Here is a 25,211-nt window from a genome sequence, read left to right as displayed (position 1 = left end):
TTCAGGTAATTATCGAAATAATTGTCGTGGGTGGTAATCTCATATGAAAACCTCCTTTCCGTTTGATTAGAATTCTAAGTATATGGGCAAAAGAATACCTATTTTGTATTCTCCGTCATTTGCAGAATGACCTTTTCAAAGACTTCCAAATCATTTTCGGATATACCGACAAACATACTGTGCATATACTCATTGACACGGCTTGTAATATCGTCTTTTATCGCAAGTGTCTGTTCCGTCAATACAAGTTTTTTATAACGTCTGTCGCTGTCCAAACTTTCCCGGCGCAAATAGCCATTGCGCTCCAGATTGCTGATAAGGCTTGTGACAGAAGAACCCTTAATCTCTAAAAATTCTTCTATATCTTTCGGGAATATGTCCCTTGCTTCCGATTCAACGATAATATAGTGCAGGATAAGACCTTGAATACTGGTTATCTGCGTACCTGTGAAAAAACTTGAAAAGTATCTCAACATTCGCCGATTTAACTTGTCATATTTTTCCATTAGCTTTTTCTCGTCCATTATGGCATTGCCCCTTTACTAATTAGAATTCTAAGTAAGTATATCTATGTTACTACTATGACTTTCGATTGTCAAGTGGGGGACAAAAAAATTCATATCATTTTCACAAATGACACAAAAGAGAGTTTTGCATAATCTGAACAGAACCGCCTTAAATAGTATTATAGGTCGTAAGATAGCTTTTAGAGGGTTTGGGATTCTTCCCAACAAGCGAAATCTATCCAGCAAGCCATAGGGCGTAGTTGGGCAGATTTACGGAAAGGGTACTCCTTTCCTAAGATTGCGTTTTATTAGGAAAACACACTGTCAAAAGGATTTCATGCTTTGGCGGGGGTCAGCCCGCCTCGGCGGTGTCAGTGGTATTGATTTCAATGTACTCGGCAATCCGGCGGAACTCGTCCGCAAACTTAAAGTGAACACTGATATTGCCGTTTTCGTAAACCTTGATATGGTCTACCAGCTCAATCAGAATTTCGCGGGTCAGCTTTTCGATGTTCTGATATTTCGCAAAGGCTACCAGCGCGGGATGCTGCTGGTCAACGCCGTTTGAGAGCTCTTTCCGTTCAGCCGTCAGCCGGGCCAGCAAATCCGAGAGCCCAGCGGCCTGCCGTTCATAATCGGCTTTCATTTCCCGGTATTCCTGCTGGGTGATTTCCCTGTCTTTCCAGTCTTGATACAGTGACTGCTTATAGCGGGTAATTTTCGTCAATTCCTTTTCCTTTGCGGCTATCTGGTCGTTAAGGCGGTGGGATTGACTTTTTTTCAGTGGAGCCGCATTGATATGGGCTACTATTTCCGAATAGGAAACGGCGGTGCTCACTTGATACTGAATAGCGAACAGAACGGCGGCCTCCAGACGGTTGTGCTTGATAGAGTGCATGGTGCAGGCTGTACGGGAGCGTTTCTTGTAAGTGGAGCAGGAATAATAAACATTCTTCCCGCTCTGGCTCCGGGTCACGGCCTTGCCGCAGTCAGCGCACCTTAGAAAGCCGCTGAATAAATGGAGCTCCCGCTTTTTAGGGGCCGTCCGGGTGTCACGTTTCAGAAGTTCCTGCACCCGGTCAAAGGTTTCGTGGGTGATGATGGCCTCGTGGGTATCGGGGACGCGCACCCATTCATCCTTCGGCACAGCCTCAATCTGGTGTACCTTGTAGCTTTTCACCCGGCGGCGGCCCTGCACCAAATCCCCAGTGTAAATAGGATTTCTGAGAATATCCGTTATAATCTTGTTCCCTCACATGGGAGCGTCCGATATAGCCGGGGAGTAGGGCAGGCCCTTTAGCTTTCTGTATGCCGTGGGGCTGGGTATGCCGTGGTCGTTCAGATACATCACAATTTGAAGTTTGGCCGTACCTTGCAGGCACATCTCGTATATCTTTTTGACGGTTTCAGCGGCCTCCGGGTCAACGATTAGCTGGTGCTTGTCTTTGGGGTCTTTTATGTAGCCGTAGGGAGCAAAAGAGCCTATGTACTGGCCGTTGCGCCGCTTATAATCAAAAACCTGCCGGATTTTCTTTGAGGTCTGATAACAATACTGGTCATTCATCACGTTTGTTATCGGAACGATGATGCTGTTCACGCTGTCCGGGTTTAGGTAGCTATCCACGCCCTCGGCCAAGCTGATAAAGCGGACGCCCATCTGCACAAAAAGGTTATCAATCAGACTTCCAGCATCGCTATAATTCCGGACGAAACGGGAAAGGTCTTTCACCACAACGCAGTTGATTTTCCCGCTCATCACATCCCCCAAGAGCCGCTGGAAACTTTCGCGCTCCGTATCGGTTCCCGTGTGGCCGTCATCCACATACTCGGTGTAGCTTTCAAATTCTTCCGCATGGTTGAAGTGAAAATCATTAAGAATGTCGCGCTGGTTTTTCACGCTGTTGCTATCGTCAAGCCCCCGGTTGATTTTCTGTAAATCCTCTCGGGAAAGCCGGATGTAGCCGCCCATTTTCCAGAGCCGGGCCGTATAGGTAGGGGTCAAAGTTTGCTGATACCATCTGTTTTTTGTTCGTGCCATTGTTCCTCCTTCCCTATCACATTACACTTATATTATACCTCTGCCCGGGGCAATCAACAAGGATGTCGATGCTTTGGGACAGTTTGTCTCGAAGTAGGAACGGGCCGCAACAGCAGTTACAGCCCGCTCTTTTGCCGGATAAGAAAGGCGGTCAGCGTCTCCTGCAGGGAGGGGCCGCCCTCGGCAAATTCGATTTTCACGCCCACGCCGCCCACGCTAAAGCAGTAGGGATTGACGGCCCGTTTTACGAACCGGGCCAGCCGCTCCTCCCGGGGGAGGGTGCGGTCAAAGGCCATACCGCTCACGTCAGCCAGCGCATCCGCGCTCACCGCGCCGATGTTCACGCTTTTCATTTGTTCCAACTCTTGTGCGGTCAGTTTCACGGCAAAACCTCCTTTTGCGTTTTTGGTTGGTGGGGAAACGCGAAAAGGCAGCACTCCGAAAAGTGCCGCCCTTTAGCCTGTCCTCACCTTGGGACAATTTGTCTCGAACTTGTTTGAAATGGGGAGCGCCGGGCCCGTATGTTTGGCCCGTCAAAAGACAGCAGGTAGCGGCCCGGCGTTCCCTTGTTTTGTGCGGCGGCCCCGAGCGGCAAGCGGCCAGCTTGTCCCTCGCGGATCGTGGCCGTGGGGCTGGCAAACTCCCCACTTGCAGCGGTGATGTTGGTCGCTCGTCCTCCCGTGGGAGAAGTCCCAGCGCACCCGCCGCCCGGCTCCCCGCGTTCACCCGGGGCCGCCTGCTATTCAGTTGTGGAGAAGAAAAAACTTCCTCTCATATACCACCAGAAAAATGGAGCAAATGGAGACGGCAATCACGGATTTTTTCTCAAATATTTTTTCATCTGTGCGATGCCGCTGAGAACGGAGCGCCGCACCGCGCTCTTATCCACGCCCTCGGCTTTGGCAATCTCCCAATAGGTCATGCCGAGGATAAAGTGAGCATCCACCCTCCGGCCTTGGGTTTCCGGCAGGCTGTTCAGCGCGTTCCACAGACGGCAGAACCGCTCCTTGAGCTCCAGAACCTCGTCCGGGGTGAGCTCGTGCAGGCAGGCGGAATACTCGATGCCGTCATCCGCATCCAAGGAATAGTACGCCTTGTTGTAGCGGGCCCGCTCGGTATAGGCCGCCTCATAGCGGACACTGGCCCGGAGCGCCTCGGCCACATCGTCAGAAACTTCCATATATTCATCCTGGGTGTACCAGTAGTAAAAGTCGCGCAAGTTGATGATAGCCATTGTATGTACCTCCATATCGTTTTTGTGGTTGGGTTGCTGGGAAACGATATGGAGGGCGGCGGGGAGCGACACCCGGGGGAGCCGTTCCTCACCTTGGGACTGTTTGTCTCAAAGTGGAGCCGACAAGAAACGACAACGCCCGCACAGCGTTGTACTGTGCGGGCGCATGAAATGACGCAGTTCTTTATGTACTTACAAATTTCGCATTGATGGCCAGAGTAACCCGGTGGAGGGGCTAAACTTTTTTTGACAAGTTAAGTGGGACAAATATAGAAAGAAACATAGCGACATCTCCTAAATACCGCCATGTCTCAAATAATTCAGTCCATATTAAAGAAAAATGACGGTTATTTCAAAACCGTCACTCGCCAAAACAACTTGAAATGGGCATAGCAAATCACCCTGCCGATTTACGGTTTTTTTTAATCGCCAGGGTGACTGCCAGTACAAATTATTTTTTCAACAAAACTGCAAGAGTTGAACTGTGTTCGCTGTATGTGCTACCAGATACATCACCAAAATATTCGCATATTTTGAAACCGCTACCAACTGTCTCCTCTTCCAGTGCTTTTTTAGAAAAGTAAGTATCCCACAAATAGTAATTGCTTACTTTCTTCTTTGCGATAACCAATGTTTGGCGAAGTGTTACATTATCGGGGTATTTACAAGCCCTGTTTAATGCGATGTAGTTTTCTGGACACCAAAAGCCGCCGTCAGGACAGACTTCCCATGTTTGGCTTTCTTGAAAATTTTCAAGCTGGGTGAGAGAAAATACATCCAGCAAAAACCTTCCGCCGGGTTTGAGATGTTGGTAAATGATTTTCAATAATTGTTTTCGGTCATTTGTCGATAATGCCCCGAAGTCGCAGTAAATCATTGTTGCGAAGTCAAATTTTTTATCTAAAGATAATTTCAGATAGTCTTGATAAAAATAGTCAATAGGTAGTCCTTTTCTCTTTGCGTTCATCTGAGCATAATTTATAGAACGGTGTGAAAAATCAACACCTACAACCCTATACCCCTTTTTTGCATACCGCTCAGTATAAAGACCGGGGCCACATCCAATGTCAAGTACTGATGGATAGTGTTCTGAGGGAAGTATTTTGCTGATCCAATCAACTGATTTTTCAATAAACTCCAATTTTCTACTTGCTCCATCATAGTTTGGATTTAGATGGGCGTTAAGCATCTGTAGTGAAATGTGTTCATCATCCCAAAAAGGTATCTCTGTTTTAGTATAGAGAGGTGGCTTTTTGAAAAGCGGTGTTAATTCTGTTAGCATACAAGTTCTCCTTTCGTAATTGGACAAAATAAAAAGCCGTAGATTTTACTCTACGGCTAACTTCCTTAAAAAGATGAAAGATAGATAAGAGTAAAATAAAATCAAACAGTAGGCGCAGAAACAAAACTGTAAAAACAGTTGTTTCTTAACCTATTCAGTTGATTTTATCTACTCTTTTCCAGTCACGCCCATGCCACTGATTATGTGACATCTGATGTGCCGGACTTCATCACCTTTTCTTTTTTAATTTTATTGTTTTATTCTATCAGATGGATTCTCTTTTGTCAATGGCATATCCAAAAAAGTGAAATTAAATACTACTTAAAAATAAAATTATGTTTCGTTCTCATATTCCACCCCGAAATGTAAAATAATATAGGGGTGATGTGAGAATGTACCAATACGAAAAACGCCTGGACTGTCATGCCCTGGGCCAAGAAATCAAGCGCAGACGAAAAGCCAAAGGCTGGACGCAGGAGCACCTGGCCCAGCTTGTAGACCTCACCCCTCGCTCCATCATGTATATTGAGAACCGGGGCCAGCACACCAGCCTCAACGCCTTTTACAAACTCGTTACCCTTTTTGATATTTCCGTGGATGAATTTTTCTACCCGGACAAGCTGGGCGGCGAGAGTGAGCGCCGGAAACACATTGACCGGATGCTTAACGATATGGACGAAAAGGAGCTTATCATCATAGAGGGAGCCGCAGAGGGTATCAGAAAAGCCAGAGAAACGGAGAGAACGTAAGAAAACGCGACCTCCGTTTTTTCGCGCCATGTATAGGGGAGCGCACAAACGGCAAGCAATTCGGGTGTGGCCACACTCCGAAATTTTTGCTGGGCCGTAGGCCCGCAAAAATGCTTGTTGGGGAGCCTCCCCAAACCCGGCTCTTTGGGACAAAATGTCCCAAAGAGATTGGCTGCGTCACCGCCGCTATCGCGTTTGTTCCTTATCGTCCCGCCCGTCCGTCAGTCCGAGCAGATGGTCGATGTTGGCCTTGACCGCCACGGCCTACCGCATATCCTGCTGGGCCTGCCGCATATCCTGCTGGGCCTGCCGGTACTCGGCGTAGAGGGCCTTTTTCCTGTCCGCCAGCTCCCGCTGCTGTTTTTTCAGCACGTCCATTTTGGGGAGCTTTTCACCGTTTAACAATTCATTCATAGCGACCCGCGCCGCCCGGTAGGTGGCAAGCTCCGCCTCGTGCTCGGCCAGATACTTTTTTGAGTACCGGGCCGCCTTGTAACCGTCAAACACGGGCCGGGCCTTGGCATACTCCACCACGGCCCCCATCAGCCCGGAGACTTTGGAGAGGGCGGCCTCGGTGGTCTGGAGCTCCCCGGCCAGCGCGTGGGCCCGGTCAACCGCCGCCGTGGTCTTTGCCGCCAGCGCGTCATAGTCGGTCAGATTGTTTTCCTGCAGGAACTGGAGGGCGGCGGCCATCTGTTTCAGATTGTAGACCTTGGCCCAGCGTTCATAAGCGGGGCCCTTGCCCTCGGCCATGCGCTGTTGAATGTCAACGATAAGGCCCACCTGCCGGGGCGGGGGCGGCGCGTCCTTGGGGAGCTCCGGGAGGGGCCGCTCCCCGGCAATCACTGCCCGGATGTCCTCTGGGTCAAAACCCGCGCCGAGGGTGGATGCCCGGAGCCGGGTGTACTTGTCCTGCCCCGGCGCGAGGAACGACACCACGCCGCCCCGCCCGCGCTTGACGGCAAAGCCGGACTCCTCCATCAGCCGCAGGAACGCAGCAAAGTCGGCGGGCTTTTTTTCAAGAGCCGCGATGATTGCCAGCCGCACCCGCTGCTGCGCGGAGGGCGGCTTGTCGCCTACCCACTGGCCATAGTGGAGGAAACGACCTTTGCTGTGCTGTTTGGGATTTTGTATCACGGACAAATCATGCTCCAGACATACTCGGTCGGACAGCCGCCGCAGGGCGAAGCTGGAGCCGAGGAAGTTATGGAATTTCCGGGAACAGTCAAAGGCCGTGGAATTGAAATAGATGTGGTTATGAATGTGGCCCTTGTCGGTATGGGTGCAGACGAAAAACTGGTACTTGCCTTTCGTCCAGCGCATCGCCGTTTCATAACCGATTTTGTTTGCTTCGTCCGCCGTCACCTCGCCGGGTGGGAACGCCTGCCGGATCTGGAAGAACAGAGCCCCGCGCTCCACGGGCCGGGCCGTGGCCGCCTGGTATTCACTTTTCACCAGCAGAAACTCAGCGGCGGCTGTGGCCGGGTCGCAGAGGTGGGAGGACACGGCCCCCAGCTTTTGGGGGTTGAGCCCGTAGGCAAACCGCTCCTCCATCGTCTGAACGGCACTCAGTCCCGCCGCCTGCTTGTAGGGCCGGATGTAGGTCGTGGCCGTGGTAGCACCTCCTTTCGCCATGAAAAAAGACAGCAGGCAAAGTGCCTGCTTTCTTTGGCAAGGTAACTATTTTATAAACTGAAATTTATTGAAATGTAATTCTCAAAAGACAAAAATCAAATCCTTGCCGTATGCTTTGCACAATTTCTGCATAGACAGGTTTTTCAAAAACAATCTCAAATAATTTTTTGTTATATCCAGCAGTGCAGTGACACCATGTTAATGAATTTGAATTTTTTGCTTTTTCTAACATAGGACATTCACAAGTAAACATTTTTGTATACAGTTGATTATCTTTAATAAACCAACCGGCACCATTTTCGTTCAGAGCATTGACAAATCTATGCAAATCCTTATCCAAAGAGAGATAGAGTTGTTTCAAGTTATTTGCTGTATCTTCTAACCTACCATTTTCATTACAATAGCACTCTTGGCGAATGTTTTTTACCGTTTTTTTATCAAATCTATTTTCAAGAATAGCAGATAGCTTTTCTACCCACTCGGCTCGAATGTCTGGTGTTGAATTTATAGATAATGGAATTTCCTTTATTATGCTTTCTGCAACTTCCCTTGATACATTCTTTTCCAAACTATGTTTCAACCTCATTAACTCATCTATTTCTAATGTCGGAGAAACTTGCTCTGGCATAGAAAAATTTTTCATATTCTTTCTCCTTAAATGATGATTTGTTGGTCAACATTTTATGTTAGAGGTCAAGTATAGCACTTTCTTGTATTGTTGTCTATCCCCCACCTTTGGGACAAAATGTCCCGAAGTACGAAAAAAGCCGGGGAGCGGCACAGCACCGCTCCCCAGCAAATCACAGCTCCACCAGCGCGGAAAGCTGTTTCAGCAAATCGGACAAAGGGCCCCACAAGGCGGAGTAGTCCCGTTGCAGGGCCGATATTTCCTCGGGGTAAATCCCCCCGTAGGTGTTGGCATGGATAGCCACTTGATTGAGATTGTTTGAGCACCGCCGCTGGAGGGACACCAGCTCCCGGACGGGGGCAAGGTCAATCTGGAGCACATAGCCGCAAAGGGCCATCCTCCGCATATAGGCCCCCATGTTGCGGATGCCCGCCTGGGCCATGCGTTCCCGGATAAGCGCCTGCTCTTCCTCGGACACCATCACATGGAGATGGACGGGGCGGCGGCGCTTTTTTCCGGCCATGCCTACCTATCGCCCCGGTCGGGCGCGTTCCGTTTGGGCGCGGCGGGGGCCTGCCGTTCCCCGGCCAGCCTTGCTGCCTCTTTCATCTGCTCGGCAATCGGGCGGGGCCTGTCCTCCCGCAGTAGGTCGGACACCTCCGAGGCGGGCCGGAGCTCATAGTCCGCCGCCTGCTTTTCCGTCAAAGGCTTTGTGTAGGTCAGATGCCCCCACGCAAGGAACGCGCCGCCCTCCACGGGTACGCGCTTGTCGTAGTTTTCGATCTCGTCCGGCTCGTTGCCCGCAGGCTTGGGGAATGTACCGATGTCAACGGGCCGCTGGGTGGAATAATACTTGTAAAGGCCGGGGGCCTCAATGTGCGCCACCTTGACGGAGAACTGCTGCTGGTAGCTTTCCACCCGCTCCAGCAAGTCCTGCTCCAGCGCGGCCCGGTCACTGCCGTAATGCCCCCACTCATACTGCCTTACGCCGTGTTCGTCATCGTAGCAGGCCCACGTCACAAAGGGGGACGGGGCCCGGGGATGCTCCCCCAGCGCAAAGCCCCGGCCATTCTCCAGCATGACGGCCTTTAAGATTGCATAGCCTTGATTTTTGTCCATAGGAACCTCCTCTCGAAATGTTAGCACTATTTTGGGAAATCGGGGCAGGACGTGTAAAAGTACGCCCCGCCCCAAAAGCGGCCCCGGAAAGCCTTGAAAACAGCGGGGTTTTACACCCCCAAATTCTCACGCATCACCTCCGGTATTTCCGCATATATCCCCGCTGTTTTTTCTGCCTTGCGGCTTTGGAGCAAGCCTCGGAGCAGTAGCGCCGCCGCCCGGCCGGGAGAAAGGGCCGCCCGCAGACAGGACAGGGCCGGGTTTCCGGGGCGGGCCCCTCGGTATTGAGGGCGGCCTCCAGCACCGGATTTAGGGGGAGGACGGCCTCCCGGAAGTATCTGCAATAGGCCCCCGTCCAGCACTTCCCCAGCATATAGCACTCACAGTCCAAAGGCAAGCATCCCATTTCCCGGTCATAGTTGGCGCACCATTTCACTACAAGGGAGCGGATAGCGGCCTTTTCCTCACGGGTCAGCTCGCGCAAAGTATCACCTCCCGCCCGGTCTTTTCAAAAGGCTCTGAAAGCAGGAGCCGCAGGGGATGCCGCGCCAGTAGGGACAGCCGCAGCACCGGGAGCCCTCCCGGGGCTTTTCCGGGCGGGGAGCCCGGGGCCGGGGGCGGCGTTTCATTTCCCGTTCCAAAGGGTTGTTTGTGAAATTCATTCTCCGCCCTCCGTTTCCTCTTCCTCATCCCACGGGGGGAGGTCGTCATATTCACCGCCGCCATAGTCCTCGCCGTATTCCTCCGCCTCGTCAAAGTCCTCACCGGGAGCGGCGGTCTGCCGTTTGGGGCGGTATATCTTGAAGTACCACCCGGCCCCGCCGCCGAGGGCCAGCACCGCCAGCACCAGCAGGAGCGTCCCCGCCCCGCCGGATTTTTCCGGCTCGGGTTCCGGTTCCGGCTGGGTGGTGGGTTCGGGCTCCGGCTCCGGGAGCGGTTCAGGGACGGCCTCCGGGGAGGGCTCCGCAAGGGCCATCAAATCGGCCACAGTGACGGCGTTCAAGAAGTACACGTTTTCCGTCTCCCGCTGGCGGTCAATCACCAGATAGAACACGGACTCGTCCGCCGCCATGATGGTGAAAAATTCCTTGCCGTCCTGGTCGGTGGCGTTATCCACCATCGTCCCCTGCCCGTCCGGGGTGAACGGGTTGGGCTCGGGTTCCGGCTCCGGGGTGGCCGGGGGCTCCACGGGGTCAAGCCCCTCCCATTCCGGGCCGCCCGTACCGTCCTCCCATTCCTCACCGCCCCCGGCGTAGGCCGTGGTGGTGATGCCGCACAACAAAAAAGCGGCGCACAGAGCCGCCGCCAACACACGATATTTTTTCAGTTTCATTCCGCGTCCTCCTTTTCCGGCCCGGCGGACTTCGGGACATTTTGTCCCAAAGTGTCCCCGGCCTTGATGCGCTGGAGCACCAGCGGGAGCTCCTCAAGGGAAATGCTCATGCCTCGCACGATGTCCACGATTTCCTCGTTCTCGGCCTCCTTGTGTTTCTGTTCCAGCTCTTTCAGCCGGGCCTGCTGGTCGCTGATTTTGCCCTTGACCTTTTCGATCTCGGCCATGATTTTTGCGCTCTTGCTAATCGCCATTGAAAACCTCCTTTTCACGGTAAACGCCCGTAGGCGTAGAAGTGGGCCTGCCAGTAGCTGCTGTTCAAGTTGGCGTAGCTGATGGGGTCGCCACAGTGTATCATCATCCCGTCCCCCACATAGATGCCACAGTGGGAGACTCCCGGCGTGTCATAGGTTCCTTTGAAGAAAACAAGGTCGCCGGGGCGGGGGGAGCTGGTTCTGGTGCAGATGTTGTAGAGCCCCTGGGCCCCCAGCCGCCCCACGTTCCAGCCGGAATGATTGACTACCCACGAGACAAAGCCGGAGCAGTCAAAGGACGTGGCCGGGGAGCTCCCGCCCCATACATAGGGGTAGCCCAAAAATTTCTCCGCCTCGGAGAGCATCACCGCGAATGTCTCATCGTCCAGATATTCCCCCGGCACTTCGTAGCCCTCTGGCGGGTTGGTGTATTTCCCCACATAGGACGAGCCGGGAAAGAGGTCGGGGCGGTTCCCCAGCGTTGCCATGTAGAGGGAATACCGGGAAACCTTGTCCTCCCCCATGATATAGATAGGAAGATGGGAAAGGTTGAAGTTATCCAGTGTCACAGTGCAGATATAATAATCGTAATACACCCGGTAGCTGTCGGTGTGGGTGTTGCCCTCCTCGTCCGTCCATGTATCCGTTTCGATGTAGTACCGTCGCTCCTTTACCACGTTCTCGGTCAGCGTGTACTGGCGGTCAAAGAGCATCTGCAACGTAGGCCAGACATCCGCCAGCGTCCACTCCCCCTCATGCCATGCGCTCAGAATGGAAACCAGCACATAGGGGTCGTGTTCGATAGCGTCTAAATCAAAATGGTACTCGTCATAGTCGTGGGTGCTTTCGTAGGTATCCAGATAATGCCGGAGCTCCGCTTCCAGTGAACAGTAGGCGGCCTCGGCCCCCAGCATATCCCCGTCCTCGGCGGGGTAGGTGGTGGCCCCCACAGCTCCTGCGGCGGCGTTCCCCAATGAGACAAGGGAGGACGCGCAGGACTGGAGGGAAAAGAGAAGCACCGCGCAGGCCAGCGCAAGCAGCACCCCCACGGGATGCCGTTTCACAAAGCCCACAGCCTGCTCCGCCAGCTTTTCCGTGGCGGCGGCGGTTTTCCCAGCGGCCTTTGCCCCCTGCTTTGCGGTCTGTTTCGCCGCCTGCCGCGCTTGTTTGGCGTACTGCTTTTTCAGCTTTTGCTTGTGCCAGTAGCGGGTGACAACATTCCTTGCAAGCTCCGGGTTCTCCTGGGCGGCCATGCGGAACTGGTAGTCCGCCCGGGCCTTGATGTACTGCGTCTCGGCCTTGTGGACGGCCCGGGCCGGGTGCTCCCGGATGCGCTTTTTTACGGTATGCACCGCCGCCCGGCCCACGGCCTCGCCCAGAAGCTCGGAGCGGTGGGCCCCTTCGGTTCCCACGTTTTCATGCTCCACCTCGTAAACCTTGCCATGCACAAAGCCGTGGACGTTCCACCCGGCGGCCCCCAGCACCCGGCGCACCGGGCCCCGGGGTTTGGGGGGCTTTTTCCCCTCCAGCTTTTTCCGGGCCCGGTTCAGCTTGTCCTCCCGCGTCTCCATGCGGAGCTTGGACTTGCTGATTTTCTCTTGTTCGCTTTCCATGCGGAATTTCGATTTTCTGGTTTTGGGGCCCTTGGGGGACTTTGGGACATTTTGTCCCGAAGTGCCTTTGTCCCCGGCGCTATTCGTTCCTCTGGTCATTGGCTATGTCCTCCGGGCGGGTGGTGAGCAGGTTGTAAATCTTCCCCTTGGGGAAACGGTCAACAAAGGGTATCGTCACATTCCCATAAAACAGCAGGCCCTCGCCGCTGTTGCTGTGGGTGATATAGGAAAGCTGGTGCTCGGAAATGCCGAGCTGTTTTGCGATGATGGCCCGGTCGCTCTGGGCCTGGGAGAGCAGGACGAGGAAGTCGGTGTTATCCAGTATGTTCTCAATCTCCCGGCTGGCCAAAAGGTCTTTCACGTTCTGGGTGAGGGCCGAGGGCACACAGCCCTTTTTGCGGAGCATCTTCCACACCGCCACGAAATAGCTGGCGGTCAGCGGGTCGCGCAGGAGGATGTGGAACTCGTCAAAGTAGCACCATGTCGCCGCCCCGTTCTGGTAGTTGGTATGCACCGCCGAGGTGACAAACTCGTTGGTGACGTGCATCGCAATCTTGCGGAGGTTCTCCCCCAGCCCTTTCAGCACGATGCACACCACGCGGGAGCTCAAGTCCACGTTGGTCGGGTGGTTGAACAGATTGAGGGAGCCCGTACAGTAGAGCTCAAGGGCCGTTGCCACGCGCTTTGCCTCCGGCTCCGGCTGTTTCAAGAGCTCCTCATACAAGTCTTGGAGCAGGGGCATTTTTGCGCCCTCCAGCCCCAGCGCAAGCTCCCGGTACACCAGCCGCACACAGCGGTCGATGACGGTTTTCTCTATGGGTTGCAGGCCGTCCTTGCCGCCCACCACCAGCTCACACAGCGAAAGAAGAAAATCCGCTTTCATGGAAAGGGGGCTGTCCTCGTCATTAAGCCCCATCTGAATATCCATCGGATTGATATGGTGGGGGCTGTCCGGGGCGATTTCGATGACCTGCCCGCCCAGCCGCCGCACCAGCGGGGAATATTCCCCCATCGGGTCAACGATAACGATGCGGTCTTGGGTCGCCAGAAAGACGTTTATCAATTCCCGCTTGGCGGCAAAGCTCTTGCCGGAGCCCGTGGAGCCCAGATACATCCCGTTAGCGGATTTCAGTTTTTTCCGGTCAGCCATGATGACGTTATGGGAAAGTGCGTTCATGCCGTAGTAGAGGGCCTGCCCGCCCATGCGGAGCTCCCTCGTCATAAAGGGAATGAAAATCGCGGTGGAGCTGGTGGTCATGCCCCGCTGTATCTGCACGTCATTGTAGCCGAGGGCCAGCGAGGACATAAAGCCCTGCTCCTGCTGCCAGTCCAGCCGCTTTAAGGCGCAGTTGTATTTCTGCGCGATGCCGGAGACGGTGAACACGTCATTCTCCAGCCGCTGGCGGGTGGGGGCGAGGTTGATGACGGTGAACGTCAAAAGGAACATCCGCTCATTCCTTGACTGCAAATCCCCCAAAAGCTCCGCCGCGTCCTTGCTGAACGTGATAAGGTCGGGGGGAAGAATATCCATGTCATACCCGGCGCGGACGGCCTTTTTCTGCTCCTCCACTTTCATCTTGTCGATGTCCGAGATTTTCCCCTTGATGGTCTTTATCGCCTTTAACTGGTCAACGGTCTGGATGTGCATGGTGACGGTGAGCTCCGCGTCCAGCTCCAGAACCTCCCGCAAAAGGCGGTCAGAGAGCTCGGACGCCAAAATCTGGAGATAGGACGCCGCGCCCCAGAAGCCGCCCACCTTAAAGAACCGGGAGCCCCTAAAGTCAAAGCCGCCGCTGGGGGTGATGAAGTCCTTTGTCCCCATGCCCGTTTTGGAAATATCGCCCCATGAAAAACGGAACGGCTCCCGCCGTCCGGGGTGCATCTGCCCATGTAAGAGGGCCAGCCGCTCCCGCCCGTCCAGCGGGGACGAGGGCACGCCCAGCCGGTGGAGGTTGCCCATCACGTCCGCCTCCACCCGGTCAAGCCGGGGCCGGGCGGCGGCAATCCCCCCGGCGGGCACGCCAAAGGTGATATATTTGGAGCGTTCAATCCCGTTGTTGCTCCGGGCAATCTGGCGTTTCAGCATCCCCACGAACTCGCCCCGGATGCTGTCAAAATCGTCCACCTGGGCGGGGATGTTCACATGGTAGCGGCTGGTGGAGTGGGAGCGGCGGTTGATAAAGGAGAGCTGGACGGGGAGCGCGCTGTCGAAGTAGTTGAGGAACGAGCTCCACCCGCTGAATATCGCGGACTGATCCTCGGTGGATGCCACGGAATAATTGATGTCCTCATATTCCACGGTCTTTGTGTAGAGCCCGCCGGGGAGCTGGCACACGCCGTCCGGGTGCATCGCCACATAGGGGATGGACTGCTGGGCGGACAACGCAGCCTTATTCTTTCGCCTGCTTGTTCGGTTTTCCATTCACTGCCTCCTTTCCCGCCTGCCCGGTAAAGGGCGCATAGATATTCCCGGTCTTGTAGGGCCTCACCCCGGGCCGCAGATACCGGGCCCGTATGATGTTCTTTACCACCTTTTCCAGCGGCAGGCCGTCCTTTTCATACATCGCCAGCAGGAACGCCGGGAGCATGATGCCCAGCATCAGAAACAGCGCCGCCGTGTTCCCAAAGGTATTCCGGGCCAGCAGGTAGGAGGGGACTCCCACAAGGGCCGCGCCGCCAAAGCACACAAGCTGGCGTTTCGTCAGATTGAAAGCAATCTTTGTCTTGATTTTGGATAAGTCGTTAGGTACATTCACATAGGGCATTTCAAGCCTCCTTTCTTTGGGACAAAATGTCCCGAAGTTTTGATATAATCACAATCCCTTTCCGCCAGCGGCCACAGCCGCCCGCGCCTGCATGATACGCTCCGTGGCCGGGCCGTAAAAGGCCGGGGCCGTCTCAAAGCAGATAAACTTCCGGCCCGTGTTCAGCGCGGCGATGGCCATTGTGCCGGAGCCCGCGCAGATGTCCGCCACCACCTCGCCGGGGCTGGTGTAGGTCTTTATCAGATACTCGCACAGCTCCACGGGTTTCTGGGTGGGGTGTACGGTATGGGCCACGGTCTGGAATGAAAGCAGGTTCCCCGGGAACCGCCGCCCGTCCTCCGAGCCGCTGCCGGAGCGGACAAATTTTCCATAGTTGGGGCTCTGGTCGCGGTGGGACGCGATTTTCTTATAGGGCTTGCCCTGCTCAAACTGCGGGTTATATAAGGGGAGTTTTTGGTAAAATACCAGAATGTTCTCCGTCTTTTTCAGCGGGGCGCGGCGGGCGTTGAGAAATCCCGTACAGCGGCTCTTATACCACACCCACTCATAGCGGAGCATGGAGAGGTTGGACGCGCCGAGGATTTTGTCATAGGGGCACTGCGCGAAGAACAGCACCGCCCCGGAGGGCTTGACGGCCCAGCGCACCGCCTCCCACAGCTCCGGGAGGGGCAGGGGCACGTCCCAATAGTTGCGGGTCGTGCCGTAGGGCGGGTCGGTCAGAAGCATATCAACTGAGTGCTCCGGCAGGGAGCGCAGGCCCGCGATACCGTCCATGAGGTAGAGCCCGGAGGGTTCCGGGTTAAGGTTTGGGACATTTTGTCCCAAAGCCGGGCTATCTGCCATCCCGTCCCTCCTTTCCCTTTGCCGGGGCAGAACGGGCGGCATTTTTCTGCGCGGCCTCCTTTCCCGCCTTGTCCATCTGCTCCCGGATGGGCGCGGGGCGCACCGCCTCGGCCCGGGCAATCAGCTTTTCAACCGCCGAATGGTACGCCTCCACCCCAGCCGCGTTCAGCCGCTCCTGGGTTCCCCGGTCATTGATACGCACCGTGGCCCGGTAGCCGGATCTGCTGGTGGGGTCGGGTTTTGAGGGCGCGCCTAAAAAGATGCCGTTCTGCCCGTTCACCACCTTGAAGTCGTCCACCACCACGCCGCCGAAATTGACGCTGGCAAAGCCTATCAGTTTGTTCTGGGGCTCAATGGGGCGCACCGTCACCTCGATGGGGATGGTGGCGGCGGCAAGGTTCTGCTCCACCCGCAGGGCCACGGCCTCGTCAATGGTGATGCCCTGGTGCTCGGCCAGCTCCGCGATGGGGGCCTCGAAAATCAGACGACGCATTTCCTCCTGGGCGGCCTCCGCCATTTCAGCGGTCTGCACCGCCGTCTGTGTGTTTGCCATAGATAAATCCTCCTTTCCGGGCCGGGGGATGACCGCCCCGCCCGTATAGTCGTAGCCTGCCGCGTGTATCGCGGACAGTGTTTCCGCTGATACCGCCCCATGCAGTTGCAGGTCGGTTTCAGCCATAAACGCCAGCATATCCCGCTGGTCAAATTCCTCCAGGAGCTTTCCGCCCCATGCCCGGCGCATCTCACCCTCCGGGCCCAGCTTGTACCGTCTCGGCATATCCGGCCTCCTTTCCCGGACTTTGGGACAAAATGTCCCGAAGTGCCGCTAAATCAGTGGGCCCCGAAGATGCTCCGGGCGATTGTCCCGGTCTTGAACAGCATGAAGCAGAGGAGCACCGTATAGCCCACGGTTCCCCATATCGCGCCGATGGGGTCGCCCCCGGTAGCGATGCCCTGCACCAGCACCGCATAGATGCCGACACAGACTAAAATCAGCATCCCTTGAAAGCCCACGGCAAAAAGGGATTTTAAGTAGTTCTGGCCCATGCCGCCCACCTCCCGGTTGGAGAGGGTGGCAACGGGGATGGGCGCAAGGCTGGTCAGCAGATATATTTCTATCATTCTTCCGTACACCAGCACGAAAATGATGATGCCCAGCGCCTGCATGGTAAGGCCGACAACGGAGGACTGGAGCCACAGCCCTAAAAGCGGGCCCAAATCCATCCCCTCCAGCGTGGTCTGGAGATTGTTTAACATATCCGGGGAAACCGCCGTGGAGCCCTGTATCAGCCCGGCAGAGCGGGAAATCACGCTCTGCGACACGTCAAAGACGGCCATCACGATATTGAATGTGTTGGAAAGTATCAGCACCGCGCACGCGGTCTTGAACATCCATTTGTAGAAGTTCGCCACGTCAACCTCGTGCATATTGTTTTTTTCAAGAAGCATCTGGATGAGCTCATAGGTAGCTACAAAGGTCAGCACCAGCCCGGCGATGGGTAAAATCACCGTCTCGGAAAGCTAGCGGATGAGGGAGAAAACCCCGGCGTTCCATGCCGCCGGGGTCGTCCCTACCTGCGCCGCAATCTCTCCGACTCTGGCATTGACGGTATCAAAGAGCCCCTCAAGGTTCCCCATGATGCCGCCGATCAGCAGCTCCCGCAGCCAGTCCTCAAGCCAGTCGGTGAGAAAGTCCATAAGCCGCCGCCCTTAAAACAGCCCCGACAGCAGGGGGATGAGGGTCGTGCCGATGACGATGATGCCGCCCCCGGCCATGAGCTGCTTCATGCCTTGACTTTTTGAGCCAGGATTGTCCGAGCCGTAGCCCTCCAGCAGATTGACAACGCCCCAAACGCCAAGGCCCGCGCTCAGCGCGATAACAAGGGTCTGCAAAGTGGTGATAGCGGATGCGAAAAATGCCATATAGTCCTCCATTTCTCCGGGATGTTCCCGGGTACAAGAAAAGCCGCCATATTCGGCGGCAGGTTGCTCCTTGGGACAAAATGTCCCAAAGCTATACAAAAGCGTCCGGGTCGTCCAAATCGTCATAGTTGAGGATGTCCTCGTCCTCGTCTATGGGCGTTTCGTCCGGCACGTCCGCCTCGTACACGGTGTACTGCTCGTTGGGATTGAGCTTTTTTATACGGCGGCAGATAAGCCGCTCCAGCGAAAAGGTGTTTTTCTTCTTGTCCGCCTCCGCCGTGTATCGGTAGTTGGGATGCTGTTTCAAATCATATTTCCGGGAATAGAACGGCGGCAGGCCACGCAGTTGCAGGATGCACCTGTCGCCGGGCATGGTGGCGAGCTCGGCGGGGGTCATAAGCTCCCGGCCCAGCCGTTGCGTGTTCTGGTTGTAGCTTTCCGACTGCCCACGGGAGCGGCCCTCGGTCTGTATGGAGATGGTGGCCTTGCCCAGCCAGTTCTCCGATATTTCCTTGATGGTGCTGGCCTCCCGGCCCCGAGGAACACCACGCTGTCCATGTTGCCTAAAATGGTTTCCGCGTTTTTATCATAGATGGCTTTACATTGGGCCAACTGCTGGTAGAACAGCGTCAGGCTCACCTCCCGGGAGCGGATGACCGCCACCAGCTTTTCGAGGTTGGGCACTTGCCCGGTGTTGGCGGCCTCGTCCCACAGCACCCGCACATGATGGGGCAGGCGGCCCCCGTGTACGTTGTCCGCCCTTTCACAAAGCAGGTTGAACATCTGCGAAAACGCCAGAGCTACAATAAAGTTGTAGGTGGTATCGGTATCGCTGATGATGAAGAACGCCGCCGTCCGTCTGTCCCCCAGCTTGTCAAGCTCCATCTCGTCATAGCTCATAATCTCCCTAAGCTGGGGGATGTCAAATGGAGCCAGCCGCGCACCGCATGAAATCAGTATGGAGCGGGCAGTCTTGCCGCTGGCCAGCTTGTACTTTTTGTACTGCTTGACCGCGAAACAGTCCGGCTTTCTCTTTTCCAGCCCGGCGAACATATAGTCCACCGCGTTCATAAAATCGTCATCGTCTTCCTTGACCTCCATGCCGGAAATCATGTCAACGAGGGTGTTCATGTTTTTATCCTCGTCCGGGCCCTCGAAGATGATATAGGCGATAAGGGCGCAGTATAGGAGCGTTTCTGATTTTGTCCAGAACGGGTCGCCCTCCTTGCCCTCGCCTTTGGTGTTAGCTATTAAGGTATTGACGAATTTCAAAATGTCGGTCTCGTTGCGGATATACGCTAACGGGTTGTAGTGCATGGAGCGGGAAAAATCAATGCTGTTAAAAACCTTGATTTTATATCCCTTTTTCTTTTGCAGGAAATACCCGGCCTGCTCCAGCACCCCGCCTTTTGGGTCTACCACCACATAGGAGGAATGGGCCTGCAGAAGCTGGGGCGTGAGCCAGAACCGGGTCTTGCCGGAGCCGGAGGAACCGACAACACAGCAATTCAAATTCCGGGCGTTGGCGGGGACGGCGGGCCGGGTGTTGGTGGTGAGAAATTCCGTCCCAGTCAGAATGATGTTGTTTTCAAACCTGGGGTCGGTGAACGGCTTGATGTCTTTTTCCGTTCCCCAGCGGGCCGAACCATACTCTTCATCCCGGCGATATTTTTGGGCTTTTTTGCTCTTCTGGTAGATAATCAGCCGGATCGCCACGGCCCCCACGATGCCCGCCAGCCAGTCAAAAGGATTGAGCCCCGGCGCGAAGTCGGCAAAGGCCGGGCCGAGGGCCGCCACCATCCCCACCAGCTTGTGGGCCAAATCCGCCCCCGCCGCCAGACGGTAGGCCGTCCCCACCTTTAGGCAGGCCCAGCCGATGAACAGATAGGGGAGGTTGGGCAAAAGGTACTTTTTCAGCTTATCTGTCCTCATGGGCGGCCTCCTTTACGCGGTCTTTCCTTTGGGGCGCGGGCTGGCGCAGTATCTCGGCGGCGGCCCGTCTGAGCTGTTCCCGGATGGGTATGCGGTTGTTCTTTGCCTTATCCAGCACCCTGCGGGAGTATTCCGAAAAACAAGCGGTGATTGCGTCCGCCTGCCCGCTCTTGAAGAACAGCAGATACTTGTCCGGCCCGGTCTTGTAAAAGGCATAGTCAACATTCCATTTCCGGGCCACCCGGTCAAATTCCTTTGGGGCCCCGGTGAGCTCGATGCTGTTTGTGGCCGCGCCGTGGGCCATGAGCTTTTTACGGACTGCCTGCCGTGAGGCGTCTGGTGGGCCCGGCGTTCCTTTTGTATCTTCCGGCCAGCCGCCCGGAGCGCATAGGCCAGCACCCGGGCCGTCAGCTTTCCCGTCCGTATGGATAACGCGATAGTGCGCCAGGAAACATCCTCGTCAATCAATCAAAACCGCCTCCTTTCATGGGGGATAGGCCCTCCGGCCTTTGGGACATTTTGTCTCGAAGTCACCGCTCCTCCCGGTTTGTTTCCGGGTGCTTGCGTTCAGCCGCCAGAGAGGAACGGTCAATCACTTCCTTGTAGGCGGCCATCTGTTCCCGGATGGAGAGCCGGGGGAGGGAAAAGACCTTGTGCTCCTTGGGAATATCCTCTATCCCGTGATAAACTTCTTTAATATCGCCCGTCTGGACGATATAGCCGCTGGGGGCAAGGTGGCCGTCCTCGTTGATGGATATGTCCCGCCCGTATGCCTCATAGTCAAAGTAGTCTTTCAGCTCGGCGGGGATCGGCAAGTCCTCCGCAAAATAACGGCCCAAATCCTCCTCGTTTTCAATCTCCGGGTAAAACTCAAAGCTGTCCAGATTTTCCGCAAGGTTGATGATGTCCGCCACGCTGGAGGTATGCGCCCCCATATGGAGCGCGGCCTCGAATTTTTCGATCTCACTTTGGGGGAGCTCCGAGAGCAGGCAGGCCAGATGGTTCAGCTCGTCCAGATTTTCATACTCGCCCAGATAGTCATAGAGCCCCAGCACATCGCCGTCAAAGCTGGTGATGAAAAATTCCTCGTAGCGTATGCCGTCCACGCCGATATTCTTTAACAGCGCCTCCACCGCCTGGGGGCTGGTGGGGAATTTCAGCGTTTCCCCCACCAGCTCGCCCTCGTTGTATTTCCCCAGATTGGTGATGTACGCCTCGAACAGCGCGGCCACGTCAGCGGCGGCCCTGGCCCTTGACGGTCAGGATGCCCTCAAGGGTGGTGGCGGTGATGCCCAGCCGCTGGGCCACGGCGATGTCGTTCTTCATGGACTCGGTGACGGTATGCCCGCACACTACCAGCACCCGGGAGCGGCGGAGCAGGTCGCGGCCAATGTCAATGCTGCTCTTGTGCTCCTCGGGAACCGCGTCATTGAGGAAAAGGGGCAGGAACAAGGCCGGACAGATAGGGGCAAAGCCCGCATCGTAGACCGCCCAGCAATACTGCGCGGCCAGCTCCGCATTTTCCGTATCGCCGCCATACCAAGCGGCGGTGATGTAAGCAAGGGGTCGTTTCATAGTCGTTTACCTCCGATATTTTAATAGTTGTCGTTCAGCCCTATCCCCCGCCCTTTCCCATTCATGGGAAAGGGGGCGGCTCTGGAGGATATATCCCCCGCCACCCCTCCCGGCGCGACGGGGGATATACCACCAGAGCCCCTCTCTAAAAGAACGCCATGCAAGGCGCGGGGGAGGGGCGCGGGAAAGAGAAAAGCCTCGGGACAAAATGTCTCAAGGCTTACTTTTCCCGGTCGGTCTTTTTCTCCGGCGCGGTGCGCTCCGGGGGCTGCTTCTCTTTCCACGCATCCAGCAGGGAAATGATCTGGTCTTTCATTTCCCGGGGCGTGGCGTCCTTGCCGAAATACTTGTTCAGCTCTGCGGCGGAAATAATCACTTTGTCTACCTCCTTTTTCTCACGGCTCAAAATGCCGTCAATGACATCGCCGTTCAGTTTCCCGTCCTTATCCAGCTTGCGGAGCTCCTGCGCCTGGGAGAGCGAGGGGGATGCCTGCTCGCCCTCAATGGAAACGGCGATAAACCTCTGGTTTTTGGGCTTGATGAACGAGATTTCCACGGCAGGGGTGAAAGACAGCTTTTTCTCGTTCACCATAGACTGGAGCTCCGGCACAAGCTCGGTCAGCCGGATATACCGCTGTACCTGCTTGTAATTCATGCCGTTTCGTTCCCCCACGATTTCCGTGGAGCGTTTCCCCACGTCCTTCGCGTCATCGCCCGCCAGCTTTGCCCCCTGGTGGCTGATGGCCTCCACCTGCATTTTCAGCGACTGCGCCTTTTCCATCGGCAAAATCTTTTCCCGGTGGCGCAGGTTGTCGTCCGTCATCGCAAGGACAGCCTCATCGTCCGTCATGTTGCGGACGATACACGGCATATTTGCGAACCCAGCCAGCTCACTGGCCCGCGATGATTTCATAGCCCCCGCCCTCGCGGGGACGCACCAGCGCGGGCTGGTGTACGCCGTTGTCCTTGACAGATGCTACAAGCCCTTTCATTTCCGCATCGTCCCGCACACCGAAAGGATGGTCTTTGAACGGGAACAGCTCCGAAAGTTTGAGATAGACGATCTCTTCCTTTTCAGCGCGGGTCGCGTCACGGGGCTGGGGCGGCGGCTCCGGCGCAGGCTGGGGAGCGGCGGGCCCCCGTCCCTCCCAGTTCGCTGGGCCCCGCCTTTTCTTCCTTGGGCTTGCGGCCCCGCCTGCCCTTGGGCTTATCCTCCGGGGCGGGCTCTTTTTCTTTGGCGGCCTTGCCCTTTTTATCGGGCCCCTTTTCCCCGGCGGCCTTATCCTCCGTGGTCGGGGTGGGCGGCTGTTCCGGTTCGGGCGGCTCGTTCTTTTCCACCTCCGCACGTTCCGCCGCCCGCCGCTCCGCCATCAGCTTTTCAATCTGGTCAGCGGATACACTCACCTCGCCGGGAGCACCAGCCGGGGCATCCTGGGCGGGCGCATCCACGGCGGCCTGCTCGGGAATGTTCTCCGGGGCCGGGGGCTCCGGCGCGGGTGTTTCCTGGGCAGGAGCATCCTCCGGGCCGGCATCGAACAAGCTGGGCTGGGGATTTTCCTCCGGGCTCACGTTTAATTTTTCGTCTGCCATTCGTTACCTCCTTTTTTAATTTCGTGAATGTTGCACAAATCTTGCACTAAAACTTTGTTGCTATTTTTTCGCCTCCCTCCCGGCTATCCACGCAAAAAAGCCGCCCGTTTTTTCATGCCGGACGGCTTTCTGCGTAATGTGATAGCTCAAATAATATTTTTTTGTGGTTGCTGGCTCCGAAAAGCCTTGATATTACAGTGTTCCTATTAAAACACAAGCATATGCTTGCTCCGTAACTTGTTTTTTCTTTTGCAGCTTATCCGTTCACTTCCATTCCGGGGATTGTACTGCTTTCCCGTCAAAGGGAGAGTGGTTCGGGGAACGGATAGGAAGGGAAAGGAATGGGTATTTTGTATATCTGTATTTCTTTTCTCTTTACTTAATAAATCAGTCTTTAGTATATCTTTATTTAATTGCATTGGATTTTCCGACGTCGGATTACCCAGTATCGGAAAATCCAATATCGGGTTGCCCGGTGTCGGGTTTTCCAATATCGGACAGGTTCGGTTGTGGTTCACTTGAAAAGCTGGCGTAGCTTCAGCACTCCTTTTGCTGTGGGTATGTTACGCAATAGAACGCCATTTTGCCGGAGGTATGTATAAATCCTTATCTCCAGCAGAAACACGCCCGCAAAGCCGCTTGTAGCAAGGCTCTTTTTACTTCTATTGCGTAACATGAGGGTATAAAAAGCGGCGTCCCCATTCTCCCTGCTATGGGATAGAGAAACGCCTTGTCTGTGCCATATTCAGATTCCATTTATTCTTTCAATGCTGTACTGATATTGGGGCTTGTAGGATTCCGGGCGGCATATCAAGGCTCTTTCCCTCAAAAGTAGTAAATTGGTAGTAAATTCAGCTTGAAATCCTGCTTGTATGCCCATAAATCAAGGCTTTTTTGAGATAATCAACCATTTTATTTTAAATAATTTTTATTTTTTTGTCAGAAATCTCTTGACAATTTATAATTTAAGTATTATTATATACATATACGTGTTATTGTATTAAAGTTTGGAGAGAATGTTATGAAAAAATGTATAGAAAGTGAAAACGAAAAATTGCACCATAGAATGAAAAGAATTATAGGACAGGTACAGGCAGTTGATAGAATGATTGAAGAAGATGTAGCTTGTGAAGATGTTTTGTCACAAATTAATGCAGCAAAATCTGCTTTGCATAAGGCAGGACAAGCTATTTTAGAAAGTCATTTGAAGTATTGTATTTCTAAAGGTATAGAAAATGGTGATGTAGAAGAAATAATGAAAAGTTTCTCAAAGGCTATGGAAAGATTTGCGAATATGAAATAAAAGAATAGCGTGATAACACTTTATTGATAGCAATTTGATAACATTATTTGGAATAGACTATAAATATAGAATAATAGAAAACAAATGAAGTCAAATAAAACCAGATACTCCATACAAAACTGTATAGAACTAAGTTTTAATTTGAGAGTGGGAGTAGTACCTAAAACTTCAGAAAGCCTTGAAATAGAAGGGTTTTTTGAACTGCTTTATCCTCTCTGATATTAAAATGATATTAAATTTTAGATAGACCTTTTCGTTGATTTGTATAAAGCGAAAGGGTCTATTTTTGTTTTAGGAATTTCTCCATTGTACAGATGGTGTAAATTTTCCACCACCATCACAAGTATAAGGAAAGTTTAACTTCCATTCAAAATATTCCTTTTTGGTAATTTGTCCATTTTTCAGCTCTGTTTTTCGAGTGAGCCATTCTGTTAAAAATTGGTTTACAAGGTTGTAATTGAGAAAAATACCTACTGGTGCAAGAGTAGTCCAATTATCAGAATTTTTGTATTCTACTTCTGTACTGAGTTCTGAGTTTTCGGTCATTTGAAATAGGTTGACTGTGTTAGGATTTAGTTCGTCCATCCAGAAAAAGGTCTGCATAATATCTTCAGCACTTCCAGAAACTTCCACATAGAAATTCAAGGAATTTACATGAAGTGCTTCGGCAATCTGGTTTAAAAGTTCTTTTTTAGGAGTTCGATAGTTTGTTTCATATTGAGCAATGCTGTTTTCAGTCAAACCAACTGCAAGACCTAATTCTTTTTGCGTCATACCCCTAAAAATACGAATTCGCTTTATTTTTTCACCAACAGTCATAGTATTTACCACCTTTTACAAATATTTTTGTATTTATTATAACTGATATTTTAGAAATAGTAAATATATA

At 54.0% G+C, this 25,211-nt stretch carries 25 protein-coding genes and 4 pseudogenes; 2 read left to right on the top strand and 27 right to left on the bottom strand.

What is annotated here, in order from left to right:
• Window positions 1-98 precede the first annotated feature (98 nt).
• The 5 genes and pseudogenes from C820_RS13835 to C820_RS13815 form a co-directional block, all read right to left on the bottom strand.
• A complete protein-coding gene (locus tag C820_RS13835; protein WP_035296253.1) occupies window positions 99-524 on the bottom strand; it encodes a MarR family winged helix-turn-helix transcriptional regulator in 426 nt (141 codons plus the stop codon).
• Between the two features lie 334 nt (window positions 525-858).
• A pseudogene (locus C820_RS13830) lies at window positions 859-2,544 on the bottom strand (recombinase family protein).
• A 116-nt stretch (window positions 2,545-2,660) separates the two neighbouring features.
• Entirely contained in the window at window positions 2,661-2,927 is a 267-nt protein-coding gene (locus tag C820_RS13825; protein WP_044919915.1) for a DUF6870 family protein, read from the bottom strand.
• Window positions 2,928-3,355: 428 nt separating this feature from the next.
• Window positions 3,356-3,778, bottom strand: a complete 423-nt coding sequence (locus C820_RS13820; protein WP_004036681.1) for a sigma-70 RNA polymerase sigma factor region 4 domain-containing protein — start codon at window positions 3,776-3,778, stop codon at window positions 3,356-3,358.
• 451 nt (window positions 3,779-4,229) lie between these two features.
• Complete coding sequence (locus C820_RS13815; protein ID WP_004036683.1) at window positions 4,230-5,060, bottom strand: class I SAM-dependent methyltransferase; 831 nt, start codon at window positions 5,058-5,060, stop codon at window positions 4,230-4,232.
• A 392-nt stretch (window positions 5,061-5,452) separates the two neighbouring features.
• Between C820_RS13815 and C820_RS13810 the strand changes: the two genes are divergently transcribed.
• Window positions 5,453-5,809, top strand: a complete 357-nt coding sequence (locus C820_RS13810; RefSeq protein ID WP_004036685.1) for a helix-turn-helix domain-containing protein — start codon at window positions 5,453-5,455, stop codon at window positions 5,807-5,809.
• Between the two features lie 186 nt (window positions 5,810-5,995).
• Here C820_RS13810 and C820_RS13805 read toward each other — a convergent pair.
• From C820_RS13805 to C820_RS14620, 21 genes and pseudogenes are all read right to left on the bottom strand, one after another.
• A pseudogene (locus C820_RS13805) lies at window positions 5,996-7,363 on the bottom strand (relaxase/mobilization nuclease domain-containing protein).
• A gap of 145 nt (window positions 7,364-7,508) precedes the next feature.
• The gene (locus C820_RS13800) at window positions 7,509-8,087 is read right to left on the bottom strand and encodes a DUF6144 family protein (protein ID WP_004036689.1); all 579 of its coding nucleotides are present in this window, start codon (window positions 8,085-8,087) and stop codon (window positions 7,509-7,511) included.
• 157 nt (window positions 8,088-8,244) lie between these two features.
• Window positions 8,245-8,595: a plasmid mobilization protein gene (locus C820_RS13795; protein WP_083863831.1), complete on the bottom strand. Its 351-nt coding sequence runs from the start codon at window positions 8,593-8,595 to the stop codon at window positions 8,245-8,247.
• 2 nt (window positions 8,596-8,597) lie between these two features.
• Window positions 8,598-9,191, bottom strand: coding sequence for a defense against restriction DarA-related protein (locus C820_RS13790; RefSeq protein ID WP_004036691.1), 594 nt, complete (start codon window positions 9,189-9,191; stop codon window positions 8,598-8,600).
• A 133-nt stretch (window positions 9,192-9,324) separates the two neighbouring features.
• The gene (locus C820_RS13785; RefSeq protein WP_004036693.1) at window positions 9,325-9,675 is read right to left on the bottom strand and encodes a cysteine-rich VLP protein; all 351 of its coding nucleotides are present in this window, start codon (window positions 9,673-9,675) and stop codon (window positions 9,325-9,327) included.
• A gap of 174 nt (window positions 9,676-9,849) precedes the next feature.
• Window positions 9,850-10,524 (bottom strand): CD1107 family mobile element protein, encoded by a 675-nt coding sequence (locus C820_RS13780; protein ID WP_004036695.1) that lies wholly within the window; start codon window positions 10,522-10,524, stop codon window positions 9,850-9,852.
• Entirely contained in the window at window positions 10,521-10,778 is a 258-nt protein-coding gene (locus C820_RS13775; protein ID WP_035296263.1) for a DUF4315 family protein, read from the bottom strand. The genes C820_RS13780 and C820_RS13775 overlap by 4 nt, the downstream gene beginning before the upstream one ends.
• Before the next feature lie 14 nt (window positions 10,779-10,792).
• Window positions 10,793-12,490, bottom strand: coding sequence for a C40 family peptidase (locus C820_RS13770; protein WP_004036696.1), 1,698 nt, complete (start codon window positions 12,488-12,490; stop codon window positions 10,793-10,795).
• Window positions 12,471-14,813, bottom strand: coding sequence for a VirB4-like conjugal transfer ATPase, CD1110 family (locus C820_RS13765; RefSeq protein ID WP_004036698.1), 2,343 nt, complete (start codon window positions 14,811-14,813; stop codon window positions 12,471-12,473). The genes C820_RS13770 and C820_RS13765 overlap by 20 nt, the downstream gene beginning before the upstream one ends.
• A complete protein-coding gene (locus tag C820_RS13760) occupies window positions 14,782-15,156 on the bottom strand; it encodes a PrgI family protein (protein ID WP_004036705.1) in 375 nt (124 codons plus the stop codon). The genes C820_RS13765 and C820_RS13760 overlap by 32 nt, the downstream gene beginning before the upstream one ends.
• 48 nt (window positions 15,157-15,204) lie before the next feature.
• A complete protein-coding gene (locus tag C820_RS13755) occupies window positions 15,205-15,999 on the bottom strand; it encodes a DNA-methyltransferase (RefSeq protein ID WP_083863834.1) in 795 nt (264 codons plus the stop codon).
• Window positions 15,989-16,777 carry a septation protein SpoVG family protein gene (locus C820_RS13750; protein WP_004036712.1) on the bottom strand — a complete coding sequence of 263 codons (789 nt, stop codon included), beginning with the start codon at window positions 16,775-16,777 and terminating at the stop codon, window positions 15,989-15,991. The genes C820_RS13755 and C820_RS13750 overlap by 11 nt, the downstream gene beginning before the upstream one ends.
• A 53-nt stretch (window positions 16,778-16,830) precedes the next feature.
• A pseudogene (locus tag C820_RS13745) lies at window positions 16,831-17,697 on the bottom strand (VirB6/TrbL-like conjugal transfer protein, CD1112 family).
• Window positions 17,698-17,709: 12 nt separating this feature from the next.
• Window positions 17,710-17,922 carry a Maff2 family mobile element protein gene (locus tag C820_RS13740; protein WP_035296281.1) on the bottom strand — a complete coding sequence of 71 codons (213 nt, stop codon included), beginning with the start codon at window positions 17,920-17,922 and terminating at the stop codon, window positions 17,710-17,712.
• A 91-nt stretch (window positions 17,923-18,013) separates the two neighbouring features.
• Window positions 18,014-19,854, bottom strand: a pseudogene (locus C820_RS13735) (VirD4-like conjugal transfer protein, CD1115 family).
• The gene (locus C820_RS13730; RefSeq protein WP_083863836.1) at window positions 19,841-20,158 is read right to left on the bottom strand and encodes a PcfB family protein; all 318 of its coding nucleotides are present in this window, start codon (window positions 20,156-20,158) and stop codon (window positions 19,841-19,843) included. The pseudogene C820_RS13735 and the gene C820_RS13730 overlap by 14 nt, the downstream one beginning before the upstream one ends.
• Window positions 20,159-20,384: 226 nt before the next feature.
• Window positions 20,385-21,086 (bottom strand): antirestriction protein ArdA, encoded by a 702-nt coding sequence (locus tag C820_RS13725; RefSeq protein ID WP_083863838.1) that lies wholly within the window; start codon window positions 21,084-21,086, stop codon window positions 20,385-20,387.
• A 1-nt stretch (window position 21,087) separates the two neighbouring features.
• Window positions 21,088-21,429, bottom strand: coding sequence for a DUF7768 domain-containing protein (locus tag C820_RS13720; protein WP_083863839.1), 342 nt, complete (start codon window positions 21,427-21,429; stop codon window positions 21,088-21,090).
• A gap of 220 nt (window positions 21,430-21,649) precedes the next feature.
• Window positions 21,650-22,342, bottom strand: a complete 693-nt coding sequence (locus C820_RS14630) for a ParB/RepB/Spo0J family partition protein (protein WP_004036724.1) — start codon at window positions 22,340-22,342, stop codon at window positions 21,650-21,652.
• Window positions 22,320-22,469 (bottom strand): ParB N-terminal domain-containing protein, encoded by a 150-nt coding sequence (locus tag C820_RS14625; protein WP_502799887.1) that lies wholly within the window; start codon window positions 22,467-22,469, stop codon window positions 22,320-22,322. Before C820_RS14625 ends, C820_RS14630 begins: the two co-directional genes overlap by 23 nt.
• Before the next feature lie 49 nt (window positions 22,470-22,518).
• On the bottom strand, window positions 22,519-23,019 hold the full coding sequence (locus C820_RS14620) for a hypothetical protein (RefSeq protein ID WP_004036726.1): 501 nt from the start codon (window positions 23,017-23,019) through the stop codon (window positions 22,519-22,521).
• Window positions 23,020-24,040: 1,021 nt separating this feature from the next.
• Here C820_RS14620 and C820_RS13710 point away from each other — a divergent pair.
• Entirely contained in the window at window positions 24,041-24,322 is a 282-nt protein-coding gene (locus tag C820_RS13710; RefSeq protein WP_004036728.1) for a metal-sensing transcriptional repressor, read from the top strand.
• A 291-nt stretch (window positions 24,323-24,613) separates the two neighbouring features.
• Here the strand turns inward: C820_RS13710 and C820_RS13705 are convergent, their stop codons facing one another.
• On the bottom strand, window positions 24,614-25,141 hold the full coding sequence (locus C820_RS13705) for a helix-turn-helix domain-containing protein (RefSeq protein ID WP_251855598.1): 528 nt from the start codon (window positions 25,139-25,141) through the stop codon (window positions 24,614-24,616).
• Window positions 25,142-25,211 lie beyond the last annotated feature (70 nt).

Origin of the sequence: Clostridium sp. MD294 (assembly GCF_000364165.2) — a bacterium.
In the GTDB taxonomy this organism is placed as follows: domain Bacteria; phylum Bacillota; class Clostridia; order Lachnospirales; family Anaerotignaceae; genus Coprocola.
Note: the sequence above shows the minus strand (reverse complement) of the source record. Positions and strands in the feature narration are given on the sequence as shown.

What these genes read in the sequence shown, in the direction of transcription:
- C820_RS13835 (WP_035296253.1), bottom strand. Translation starts at nt 524, where the DNA reads ATGGACGAGAAAAAGCTAATGGAAAAATATGACAAGTTAAATCGGCGA.
- C820_RS13820 (WP_004036681.1), bottom strand. Translation starts at nt 3,778, where the DNA reads ATGGCTATCATCAACTTGCGCGACTTTTACTACTGGTACACCCAGGAT.
- C820_RS13815 (WP_004036683.1), bottom strand. Translation starts at nt 5,060, where the DNA reads ATGCTAACAGAATTAACACCGCTTTTCAAAAAGCCACCTCTCTATACT.
- C820_RS13810 (WP_004036685.1), top strand. Translation starts at nt 5,453, where the DNA reads ATGTACCAATACGAAAAACGCCTGGACTGTCATGCCCTGGGCCAAGAA.
- C820_RS13800 (WP_004036689.1), bottom strand. Translation starts at nt 8,087, where the DNA reads ATGAAAAATTTTTCTATGCCAGAGCAAGTTTCTCCGACATTAGAAATA.
- C820_RS13795 (WP_083863831.1), bottom strand. Translation starts at nt 8,595, where the DNA reads ATGGCCGGAAAAAAGCGCCGCCGCCCCGTCCATCTCCATGTGATGGTG.
- C820_RS13790 (WP_004036691.1), bottom strand. Translation starts at nt 9,191, where the DNA reads ATGGACAAAAATCAAGGCTATGCAATCTTAAAGGCCGTCATGCTGGAG.
- C820_RS13780 (WP_004036695.1), bottom strand. Translation starts at nt 10,524, where the DNA reads ATGAAACTGAAAAAATATCGTGTGTTGGCGGCGGCTCTGTGCGCCGCT.
- C820_RS13775 (WP_035296263.1), bottom strand. Translation starts at nt 10,778, where the DNA reads ATGGCGATTAGCAAGAGCGCAAAAATCATGGCCGAGATCGAAAAGGTC.
- C820_RS13770 (WP_004036696.1), bottom strand. Translation starts at nt 12,490, where the DNA reads ATGACCAGAGGAACGAATAGCGCCGGGGACAAAGGCACTTCGGGACAA.
- C820_RS13765 (WP_004036698.1), bottom strand. Translation starts at nt 14,813, where the DNA reads ATGGAAAACCGAACAAGCAGGCGAAAGAATAAGGCTGCGTTGTCCGCC.
- C820_RS13760 (WP_004036705.1), bottom strand. Translation starts at nt 15,156, where the DNA reads ATGCCCTATGTGAATGTACCTAACGACTTATCCAAAATCAAGACAAAG.
- C820_RS13755 (WP_083863834.1), bottom strand. Translation starts at nt 15,999, where the DNA reads ATGGCAGATAGCCCGGCTTTGGGACAAAATGTCCCAAACCTTAACCCG.
- C820_RS13750 (WP_004036712.1), bottom strand. Translation starts at nt 16,777, where the DNA reads ATGCCGAGACGGTACAAGCTGGGCCCGGAGGGTGAGATGCGCCGGGCA.
- C820_RS13740 (WP_035296281.1), bottom strand. Translation starts at nt 17,922, where the DNA reads ATGGCATTTTTCGCATCCGCTATCACCACTTTGCAGACCCTTGTTATC.
- C820_RS13730 (WP_083863836.1), bottom strand. Translation starts at nt 20,158, where the DNA reads ATGGCCCACGGCGCGGCCACAAACAGCATCGAGCTCACCGGGGCCCCA.
- C820_RS13720 (WP_083863839.1), bottom strand. Translation starts at nt 21,429, where the DNA reads ATGAAACGACCCCTTGCTTACATCACCGCCGCTTGGTATGGCGGCGAT.
- C820_RS14630 (WP_004036724.1), bottom strand. Translation starts at nt 22,342, where the DNA reads ATGAAATCATCGCGGGCCAGTGAGCTGGCTGGGTTCGCAAATATGCCG.
- C820_RS14620 (WP_004036726.1), bottom strand. Translation starts at nt 23,019, where the DNA reads ATGGCAGACGAAAAATTAAACGTGAGCCCGGAGGAAAATCCCCAGCCC.
- C820_RS13710 (WP_004036728.1), top strand. Translation starts at nt 24,041, where the DNA reads ATGAAAAAATGTATAGAAAGTGAAAACGAAAAATTGCACCATAGAATG.
- C820_RS13705 (WP_251855598.1), bottom strand. Translation starts at nt 25,141, where the DNA reads ATGACTGTTGGTGAAAAAATAAAGCGAATTCGTATTTTTAGGGGTATG.